The organism is Micromonospora sp. AMSO12t (assembly GCF_008806585.1).
In the GTDB taxonomy this organism is placed as follows: domain Bacteria; phylum Actinomycetota; class Actinomycetes; order Mycobacteriales; family Micromonosporaceae; genus Micromonospora; species Micromonospora reichwaldensis.
The window spans coordinates 1-9,518 of record NZ_WAAS01000247.1 but is presented as its reverse complement, the minus strand read 5'-3'; the positions used below and the strand labels follow the sequence as shown (position 1 = coordinate 9,518).

Below are 9,518 nucleotides of genomic sequence, written 5' to 3'. Positions count from 1 at the left end.
CGGGTGCGGCACCGACCGAGCGGGAGCCAGTCAGGTCGTCAGTGAGCTCGCAGAACGTGCTCAAGCCGCTGCTCGAGTCGGCTGCGAGCGAGGTCGTCACTGATGCTTAGTCCAGAGTCGCGCCATGGCTGGACGACTTTCACCGGGTCCGGCAGGTAGCCGACAATGTCCATGACGTTCCAGTACCGGCACCCGTCCTCGTCGTGACGGTCATCAGCCCGGCGACGGTACGCGTTCGTGAATCTGGCTCCAGCCTCAACGCCGTGCAACATCGCGAGGTAGGTCGCGGCATGTGCCACGTCCAGGGTCGCCGGTCCCCACGATGTCTCGACCCAGTCCACGACGCCGCTGACACGCCCCTGCGACCACAGCAGATTCCCCAGATGAAAATCTCGGTGCAGGAACGTACCGGCATAGGCCGGTACGGGTTGGTCCAGCAACTCGAACGCCTGATGCCAGAGCTGTCGCCGCTGCGCCCACGGCGGCACGACTCGTTTGTCCGGCGCCGCCCAGGACTGGTACTGCCGTGGCCTGTCCCGGCCGGGCGCGAATTGGTGGATGCTGACGAGGACCTGCGCCATCGCCTCCAGGATGCCGTCCGCGGCAGAGGTCAGGCACAGACGCCCGGGCAGCCAGGACATGAGGTGTGCCGGTGCCCCGGCGGAGTCCCCGGACAGATCGAGGGCGACACTTCGAGGCGCTGGGATCGATGACCGTTGCAGTTGGTGCTGGACAGCCGCCTCCCTGGAAAGCAGCCCGGCAGCGTGTCGGCGCCACGGCTCCTTCGTCATCAGTCGGAGTACAGCCTGTTCGCCGTCGTGTCCGGTCAGGCCAAGCATGGTGGACGTGCAACCACCCGTGAGGCGCCGCACCCTGGTGATCCGACGCTGCCAAGCCGACTCGACCCAGCGAATCTCGCGCTCGGTCGCACTGCCCACGAGTACCACTCTGTCATCGGCGCTTCCGGGCGCGTGCCGGGGTGCCGGTCCACGCTCACGCCAGGCTCTTGACCTGAACCGACGTTGAGGTTCTACCTTCGTTCCCAATGGTTCCGTCCTCGGCGAAGGAGATCACATGACGACGCTGCAACTGTCCGACGCAGAACTCGCGGGCCAACCGGCCGCCTACTGGACAGGCGTCGCCTACGAATCCCTCATCGCTTTCACCCGAGCCCGGCATGCCGAACTCGGGTTCACTCAGCCCCAGTTCTGGCTGCTGCGGAACCTCTCCAGGAACGACCTCCTGCCCGACGGCGGCGGGATGACACTTCCTGAGCTCCGACGGGCGATGAGCTCGTATCTCAGGGCCGAAGACGATCTGGACGTCGAGGCGGAGGCTCTGCTGGAGCGCGGGTGGCTGACCCGCGACGAGGAAGAAAGACTGTGGATCACCGCAGCCGGAGAAGACGCCCGAGTCAGCCTCAAACAGCACGCGCCGGCAATCCGGGCCCGCATCCACAAGGGCATCGACGACGCGGACTACGTCGCGACCCTCAAGGTTCTCCGGCAGTTGATCCTGAACACCGGTGGCGCGGCATAGCGCGCCCAGCCTGGTCAGTCCAGCTCTGTAACGTGAGGCCATGCCCCTTGACCCGGTAGCACACAACCGCACCGCCTGGGACCGGCAGGTCGAGCAGGGCAACGAGTGGTCACGCCCCGTCTCCAGCGAGACGATCGCCAGGGCGCGGGCCGGTGACTGGTCGGTCGTCCTGATCGGCTACCAGCCCGTCGACCGTTCCTGGTTCCCCACCGACCTCGCGGGCACGGACGTCCTGTGTCTGGCCTCGGGCGGCGGGCAGCAGGGCCCGACGCTGGCCGCTGCGGGGGCCCGGGTCACCGTCTTCGACAACTCGCCCCGTCAACTCGAACAGGACGAGTCGGTCGCCCGGCGGGACGGCCTGGAGCTGCGTACCGTCCTCGGGGACATGCGCGACCTGTCGGCGTTCCCGGACTCCTCGTTCGACCTGGTCTTCCACCCCGTGTCGAACCTGTTCGTGCCCGAGCTCGCGCCGGTGTGGCGGGAGTGCTTCCGGGTGCTGCGACCGGGCGGGACGCTGCTGTCCGGCTTCCTCAACCCGGACGTCTTCCTCTTCGACAGCGAGGCGCTGGACCAGCGCGGCGAACTGGTGGTGCGCCACCGGCTGCCGTACAGCGACCTGACCCACGTCCCGGCGGCGGAGCGCGAACGCCTGTGGGGCGCGGACGCACCGCTGGAGTACAGCCACACGATGACCGCGCAGATCGGTGGTCAGCTCGCCGCCGGCTTCGTCATCGTCGGATTCGAGGAGGCGCCGCACCACTCCGACGCCACCGCCGGATGGCTGCCCGGCTACTTCGCCACCCGGGCGGTGAAGCCGTGACGGCGGGCGGCTGACAGGCGTGCCGTGGCATGGCTGACCCGACTCGCGGGCCAGCCAGGCGCCCGGGCGCCCGCAGGTGGCAAATCCCTTGCCGGCCGGACTGCCAACTGCGACGCTCCGCCGATGATCGACAAGCCTGGTGTCGACGAGCGGCTCCTGGCGGCTGAGGTGGCCGCCGCCTGGGCCATGACCATCGTCGACCTCGTGTTCATGCCGGTCGGGCTCGACGGGCACGCATGGGCGTACCGGGTGGACGCGTCCGACGGCGAGCGATACTTCCTGAAGCTGCGCCGCGGCACGTTCACCCGGGCGGCCGTCCTGCTGCCCGGGTTCCTCAAGGCGCAGGGCGTCGGGCAGGTCGTGGCACCCATCGACCTGCCGGACGGCGGAGCCTGTCACGGCTTCGGGGAGTACCAGCTGCTGCTCTACCCGTTCCACGACGGCGGCAGCCTGTGGCGGCGCGGCCTCACCGACCGCCAGTGGAGCGAGTACGGCGAGTTCCTGGGTCGCCTGCACGCCGTCACGCCGAGCGCAGACCTCGCCGCCGTCCTGCCGGTCGAGACCTACCGATCGGACGCTGGCGAGCGGCTGCGGGCCCTCGGCGGACAGGCTGCGACGAGCGAGGTCCTCGGCGCGTTCTGGGACCGGTACGGCGCCGCGCTGCACCGGTTGGCGGAGACGGTCGACGAGCTGGCCTCCCGCGTGACGCACGCTCGACACGTCATCTGCCACGCCGACATCCATCCCGGCAACCTGATCGCTGACGACGACGGTCCCCTGCACGTCGTGGACTGGGACGCGCCGATCCTCGCGCCACGCGAGCGGGACCTGATGTTCATCCACAGCCAGGACTTCGGCGACCACCCGATCGACGCGCACCGCGCCGAACTCTTCCGCCGAGGCTACGGGCCGCTGGAACCGGACCAGACCTTGCTGAGCTACTACCGCAGCGAGCGGCACCTCGACGACGTCGCTGCATTTCTGCGTAGCGTCCTCAACCCCGAGGCCAGTCCGGAATCTCGCGCCAACGACCAGTACTGGCTCACCCGCATCGCCGAGACCGTCGCCGACCCCGGCTACAAGCCCTGACCCTGGCTGCCGTTTGCTGCACTCCGCTGCCGTACAAGATCGGAAAAGGCCGTCTCCGACGGGCGGAAACGGCCTTGAGCTGGGTGGAGTTGAGGGGATTCGAACCCCTGACCCCCTCGATGCGAACGAGGTGCGCTACCGGACTGCGCCACAACCCCTCCGCCGGCGGACCGGCATCGGTCCCACCCGGCTTTCACCGGGCGGGCCGGCGCCAAGGCTAACAGGTTCACCGCCCCCGCCGCGAATCCACCCCCCGCGCGCCGAGATCTTGGCACGAAACGGCCCCTCCGGGGGCCGCCAGCCACCAAGATCTCGAAGAAGGACCCCAGGCAGGCGGCGGAGGGGAGCCGATCGGCGCGAAAGTCGGTGGACATCGCGGGCGGTGGTGGGAAACGTGGGGCGTATGCGACAGGAAGACGTCTGGGACGACGACACCGCCCGCCGCTACGACACCCCGGGCACCGGCATGTTCGCCCCCGAGGTGCTGGGGCCGACCGTGGATCGCCTGGCCGAGCTGGCCGGCGGCGGGGCGGCGCTCGAATTCGCCGTCGGCACCGGCCGGGTGGCCGTTCCGCTCGCCGCGCGCGGGGTGCCGGTCAGCGGCATCGAGCTGTCCCGTCCGATGGTGGAGCGGCTGCGGACGAAGGTGGATGAGGCGACCGTTCCGGTGGTGATCGGTGACATGGCGACCGCCACCGCCCCGGGCGAGTTCTCGCTGGTCTACCTCGTCTACAACACGATCTCGAACCTGCTCACCCAGTCCGAGCAGGTGGCCTGCTTCCGCAACGCCGCCCGCCACCTCGCCCCGGGCGGCCGGTTCGTGATCGAGTTGTGGGTGCCGGAGCTGCGCAAGCTCCCACCGGGCCTGGAGGCGACGGTCTGGTCGTCCGAGCCGGGGTACATCGGCCTCGACACCTACGACGTGCTGCGCCAGCAGGTCGTGTCGCACCACTTCCGGTTCGACGAGAGCACGCACGCCCAGCTGTTCCGGTCGCCGCACCGCTACATCTGGCCGGCGGAGCTGGACCTCATGGGTCAGCTGGCCGGGTTCGAGCTGGAGAGCCGGCACGCGGACTGGTCCGGCGCCGAGTTCACCGCCGACTCGCGGTCGCACGTGTCCGTCTACCGCCTGCCAGCCACGAGCTGACGTGGCCGGTCAGGCCGAGTGGGAGCCGCGGCCGGACTGGTAGGGGCGACCGCGCAGGCCACCCGAGCGGCGGTAGGAGACCGAGCCGCCGTTGGCCGCCGCCGGCAGGTCCGCCGGGCGGTCCAGGCCCATCGCGGCACGGCGTACCACCTCGCGCTGGGCCGCCAGGCGGCGCTGCGCCTCGCGGCGGGCCGCCGCCCGGCGGGCCTGCTCCCGCCGCACCTCGGCCTGCCGGGCGGCCAGCCACGCCGCCTCGCGGGCCTGCGCCCGCCGCCGCCGGCGATCCGCCAGCGCCAGCCGCCGCAGGTGTACGACGTACGCGACCAGCAGCGCGGCGGTGACCCCGAAACTGATCCAGAAGCCGGGGCTGACCACGATCACGCCGATGAGCTCGACGAAGTTCAGCAGCAGCAGCGCGGCGAGCACCCGACGGCGGCGGTAGACGGCGGGGGTGTGCTGTCGGCGGGGCGGCGGCCGGCGGCGGCCCTTGCGGGGGGCCGGCGGCACGGCGCGCAGCCGCTTCGACCGGCGCGTGGCGGGGGGCGCGGAGACCGGCGCGGAGAGCCCGCCCGTGTTCGCGTCTTCACTTAGGGTGATGACGAGGCTGCGGGGCAGGTGCACCGGGCGGCGCCCCGGCACAGTGCGGCGCCGCCGGCGGCGCTGGAGCACCCGCGCCGTCGACTGCGCCCGCTCCGCCACCAGCCGCTCGGTGGCGTCGTACCGGCGAACCAGCGCCGGGGCGAGAGCGAGCAGACCGGCGGCGGCGAGGACGGCGAGGAGCACCGAGGTCGGCACCCTCACCCCTCCCGTCACCGAATTCGGAGCAACCGCCGCCCGGCCGCAGGATCTTCCACCGATGGTGGTCGGGTGCGCGGATCGTACGGGTGGAGCAGCGCTTGCCACAGCTTGCAGTTACTTGAGGTTACGGGCCGTGGACGCGGATGCTGACACGCCGCGCCGATCCCGTGCGTGGGACGCCTCACCCCGTGGTGGCGCGGAGCCGGTGCCAGCGGGCCAGCAGCCCACCCTCGGCCGCGACCTCCTCGCTGGTCATCGCGTATCCGATATGGTCCCGCCACGCACCGTCGATGTGCATGTAGCGCACGTGGTACGACTCCTCGCGGAAGCCCAGCTTCTCCACCACCCGCCGGGACGGCCGGTTCTCGGGGCGGATGTTCACCTCGACCCGGTGCAGCCCCACGCTGAAGGCATGGTCGACCGCGAGCGCCAGCGCCGTGGGGATGACGCCGCGACCGGCCACCCGGGAGTCCACCCAGTAGCCCACGTACGCCGAGCAGAACGCCCGCCGCACGATGCTGCCCACGTTGAGGTGGCCGACCAGCCGATCCCGGCCGTCCTCGCGCAGGCAGACGGCGAACGGCATCCCCTCGCCGGTGCGCGCCGACCGGCGCTGGTCGCGGTAGACCCAGCGGAACGCGGCCGGCGAGTTCAGCTCGTGCCAGCTTCCCGGCACGGACGACTCCCACGGCGCGAGCCACTCCCGGTTGGCGCGGCGCACCTCGGCCCAGGCGGCGGCGTCCGAACGCCGGTAGGGCCGCAGCAGCACCGGCCCGTCGGCCAGCACCGCCGGCCACCCCGGCGCCCGCCCGACCCCGAACAGACTCACGGAACAGACCTTCCGCTCACGACCGACGAAACCAGAGCCCGGACGGCACTCACCGGGCCGACCTTCCGTTCACGACCGACGAAACCGAATCTCGGACGGCGCTCACCGGCGCCGGTCCAGCAGGAGGACGTCCACAGTGGATCCGGCCGCCGCGGTGGTCACTCGCTCGCCGAGCACCATCAGCCCGTTCGCCTCGGCCAGCCCGGAGAGGGTGTACGGGCCACCGTTGAGCGGCTGCACCGTGTAGCCGCCGCCGCGCCGCTCGGCGACGTGCGCGGGGCGGAACTCGCGCAGCCCCACCGGGGACGAGATCGTCTCCAGCAGGTGGGCGCGGACGCTGGGCCGGAACACCGGTTCCGCCCCGGCCAGCAGGTTGATCGCCGGGCGGGCCAGCACCTCGAAGCCGATCAGGGCGGAGCCCGTGTCGCCGGGCAGGCAGACCACCGGCACCTCCTCGGCGCCGACCGTGCCGAAACCGAGCGAGGTGCCGGGGTAGAGCGCGACCTCGGTGAAGGTGACCGGGCCGGCCCGGCTGCCCTCCCGCCGGGAGAGGATCCGCCGCACCATGTCGCCCGGCCCGGTGCCGGTCCCACCCGTGGTGATGATCAGGTCGGCGCGCAGCGTCTGGTCCTCCAGCAGCCCGCGCAGCCCCTCCGGATCGTCGTCGCAGATGCCCACCCGGTACGCCAGGGCGCCCACCTCGGCCGCGGCGGCGGTCAGCGCGTGCGAGTTGGCGTCGACCGTCTGGCCGGGCTGGCTGCCCCGGCCCACGTCGACCAGCTCGTCGCCGGTGGCCACGATCACCACGCGGGGGCTGGGCCGGACCACGACGTGCCCGATGCCGGTGGCGGCGAAGACCGCCACCAGCGCCGGCGACACGTAGGTGCCGGCCCGGGCCAGCAGGGTGCCGGCGGGCAGTTCCTCGCCGGCCCGGCGCACCCCGTACCCGCGTTTGGGCACGCGGAAGATCTCCACGGCGGCCATGCCCTGGTCGGTCCACTCGACCGGGACGACCACGTCCGCGGCGAGCGGAAGCGGCGCCCCGGCGGCGACGGAGAAGCAGGCGCCCGGGGTGAGCCGGACCGGCCGCCAGCTCGCCGCGCCGAGGTCGCCGACGACGTTGAGCCGGACGTTGCGCCCGCCCGGCCCGCCGGACTGGCTCGGGACGTAGCCCACGCCCCGACCGCCTCCGGAGATGTCCTCCCAGCGGGCGGCGTACCCGTCCACGGCCGACTGGTCGAAGGCCGGGAAGGAGTGCGGCGCGACGACGTCCTCGGCGAGGACGTTGCCGTGCGCCTGGGTGAGGTCGAGGTCGAGCGGAGGCAGCGCGCGTAACCTGCGCAGCACGCTGCCCAGGTAGTCGGCGAGCGGCGTCAACTCGTTCGCGGCCGCCTCGGCGTCGGCCGACGCTGTCATGTACCAGTCACGCCCGACGCGTCGGAGTTGACGAACTCGGCCAGCCACTTGCGGAACTCGGCGCCGAGGTCGTCGCGCTCGGCGGCGATCTGCACCACGGTCTGGAGGTAGCCCAGCGGCATGCCGGTGTCGTAGCGGGTGCCCCGGTAGACGATTGCGTGCACCGGGGTGCCCTCGCTGCGCAGCAGCTCCATGGCGTCGGTCAGCTGGATCTCCCCGCCGCTGCCCGGCTCCGTCCGCCGGATCGCGTCGAAGATGCTGCTCGGCAGCACGTAGCGGCCCAGCACCGCGAGGTTGCTGGGCGCGTCCTCCGGCTTGGGCTTCTCCACCATGCCGGTGACCCGGACGACCTCGCCGATGTAGGTCAGCTCCGCCTCGGCCGGCTCCACCGAGGCGATGCCGTAGCGCTTCGTCTCGGCCGGGTCGACCTCGAAGAAGGCCAGCACCACGCCGCCGGTGCGCGCCTGGAGCTCCAGCATGGCGGGCAGCAGCGGCTCGGCCGGCTTGACGAACTCGTCGCCCAGCAGCACCGCGAAGGGCTGGTCGCCGACGTGCGACTCGGCGTAGCCGACGGCGTGGCCCAGGCCGAGCTGCTCGGGCTGCCGGCAGGTGTAGATCTCGGCCAGCTCGCTGGGGCCGCGCACGGCGGCCAGCCGCTCGGCGTCGCCCTTCGCCTCCAGCCGCGCCTCCAGGTCGGGGCGGCGGTCGAAGTGGTCCACCATCGACGTCTTGCCCCGCCCGGTGATCAGCAGGACGTCGCCGATGCCGGCCTGGGTGGCCTCCTCGACGATGTACTGCAGCACCGGCCGGTCGACCACCGGAAGCAGCTCCTTGGGCACCGCCTTCGTGGCCGGCAGGAACCGGGTGGCCAGACCGGCGGCCGGGATGACGGCCTTGACCGCACGGGAGCGACCGGTTGCGGCGGTCGCCGATGAGGGGTTCGCTGAGTGCTCCGACATGTCGCGAGACTATCGGCCACGGCTCTGTCGTGGAGGGTGAGGACCGGAAGACGCGCCGCCGCAGGGACCCGGCCGCACCGGGTCGGGCGCGCCCGGAGCGCTCCCCGGGGCGGCGTCGGCCGGATCGGCCGGTTCGGGGCGGACCCGCACCGGCTGGCGGGGAGCGCCGGCGCGCGGCAGACCGTCCTCGGGGGTGGCCGCCGCGGCCGGGACGGGGATCTCCCGCGCCGGCGGTCCGGCCCGCTCCTCGGCGATGCGCCAGGTGTCCCGGCCGGCCGCCTTGGCGGCGTAGAGGGCGTCGTCGGCGGCGTCCAGCACCTGCTGGCCGGTGCTGCCGTGGTCGGGGTGCACGGCGATGCCGACGGAGACGGTGACGCCGATGGCCACGGCCGCCCCGCCGTGCCCGTCGGCGGCGATCGGGGCGTCCCGGATCGCCGCGCCGAGCCGCTCCGCGACGATCGCCGCGCCCCGGGCGTCGGTCTCCGGCAGCAGCAGCACGAACTCCTCGCCGCCCTGCCGGAAGGCGAGGTCGACCTCGCGGATCTCGCCGCGCACCCGGCGGGCGAACTCGGCCAGCACGGCGTCCCCCGCCGCGTGCCCGTACGTGTCGTTGACGGTCTTGAACCGGTCCAGGTCGAGGGCGAGGACGCTGAGCATCCGGCCGAACCGGCTCGCCCGCTCGACCTCCCGGCGGATCGACTCCTTCAGGTAGCGGTAGTTCCACAGCCCGGTGAGCGGGTCGGTCAGCGAGAGCCGCTGCGCCTCCTCGTGCACCCGGACGTTGTCCACCGCCACCGCGGCGTGGCCGGCGAAGGTGCGCAGGGTGACGAGGTCGTCGTCGTCGAACTCGTCCGCTCCGAGCCGGTCGTAGAGGGCCAGCACACCGAGCGCCCCGGCGGGGGCGGCCGGCTCCGCCCCGGG

General features: G+C 72.5%; 10 protein-coding genes and 1 tRNA gene. 4 read left to right on the top strand and 7 right to left on the bottom strand.

Annotated elements, in window-relative coordinates; genetic code table 11:
* Nucleotides 1-38: 38 nt before the first annotated feature.
* Nucleotides 39-938 carry an aminoglycoside phosphotransferase family protein gene (locus F6X68_RS26325; RefSeq protein WP_151456798.1) on the bottom strand — a complete coding sequence of 300 codons (900 nt, stop codon included), beginning with the start codon at nt 936-938 and terminating at the stop codon, nt 39-41.
* Between the two features lie 136 nt (nt 939-1,074).
* Here F6X68_RS26325 and F6X68_RS26320 point away from each other — a divergent pair, with 136 nt between their 5' ends.
* From F6X68_RS26320 to F6X68_RS26310, 3 genes are all read left to right on the top strand, one after another.
* On the top strand, nt 1,075-1,539 hold the full coding sequence (locus F6X68_RS26320; protein ID WP_151456797.1) for a MarR family transcriptional regulator: 465 nt from the start codon (nt 1,075-1,077) through the stop codon (nt 1,537-1,539).
* A 40-nt stretch (nt 1,540-1,579) separates the two neighbouring features.
* Nucleotides 1,580-2,359: a class I SAM-dependent methyltransferase gene (locus tag F6X68_RS26315; protein ID WP_151456796.1), complete on the top strand. Its 780-nt coding sequence runs from the start codon at nt 1,580-1,582 to the stop codon at nt 2,357-2,359.
* 123 nt (nt 2,360-2,482) lie between these two features.
* A complete protein-coding gene (locus F6X68_RS26310; RefSeq protein WP_151456795.1) occupies nt 2,483-3,448 on the top strand; it encodes a phosphotransferase enzyme family protein in 966 nt (321 codons plus the stop codon).
* Nucleotides 3,449-3,532: 84 nt separating this feature from the next.
* Here F6X68_RS26310 and F6X68_RS26305 read toward each other — a convergent pair.
* Nucleotides 3,533-3,606, bottom strand: a tRNA-Ala gene (locus tag F6X68_RS26305).
* A 245-nt stretch (nt 3,607-3,851) separates the two neighbouring features.
* Here F6X68_RS26305 and F6X68_RS26300 point away from each other — a divergent pair.
* Complete coding sequence (locus F6X68_RS26300) at nt 3,852-4,595, top strand: class I SAM-dependent methyltransferase (protein WP_151456794.1); 744 nt, start codon at nt 3,852-3,854, stop codon at nt 4,593-4,595.
* Between the two features lie 9 nt (nt 4,596-4,604).
* Here F6X68_RS26300 and F6X68_RS26295 read toward each other — a convergent pair whose 3' ends face one another.
* The 5 genes from F6X68_RS26295 to F6X68_RS26275 all read right to left on the bottom strand — a co-directional run.
* Nucleotides 4,605-5,396 (bottom strand): hypothetical protein, encoded by a 792-nt coding sequence (locus tag F6X68_RS26295; RefSeq protein WP_192581548.1) that lies wholly within the window; start codon nt 5,394-5,396, stop codon nt 4,605-4,607.
* A gap of 178 nt (nt 5,397-5,574) precedes the next feature.
* On the bottom strand, nt 5,575-6,180 hold the full coding sequence (locus F6X68_RS26290; RefSeq protein ID WP_370518989.1) for a GNAT family N-acetyltransferase: 606 nt from the start codon (nt 6,178-6,180) through the stop codon (nt 5,575-5,577).
* A 144-nt stretch (nt 6,181-6,324) separates the two neighbouring features.
* Nucleotides 6,325-7,638, bottom strand: coding sequence for a gephyrin-like molybdotransferase Glp (gene glp / locus F6X68_RS26285; protein ID WP_151456791.1), 1,314 nt, complete (start codon nt 7,636-7,638; stop codon nt 6,325-6,327).
* The gene (locus tag F6X68_RS26280; protein WP_151456790.1) at nt 7,635-8,597 is read right to left on the bottom strand and encodes a UTP--glucose-1-phosphate uridylyltransferase; all 963 of its coding nucleotides are present in this window, start codon (nt 8,595-8,597) and stop codon (nt 7,635-7,637) included. Before F6X68_RS26280 ends, glp begins: the two co-directional genes overlap by 4 nt.
* Before the next feature lie 9 nt (nt 8,598-8,606).
* Nucleotides 8,607-9,518 (bottom strand): sensor domain-containing diguanylate cyclase (locus F6X68_RS26275; protein WP_151456789.1); only part of this gene is annotated, 912 nt, incomplete at its 5' end.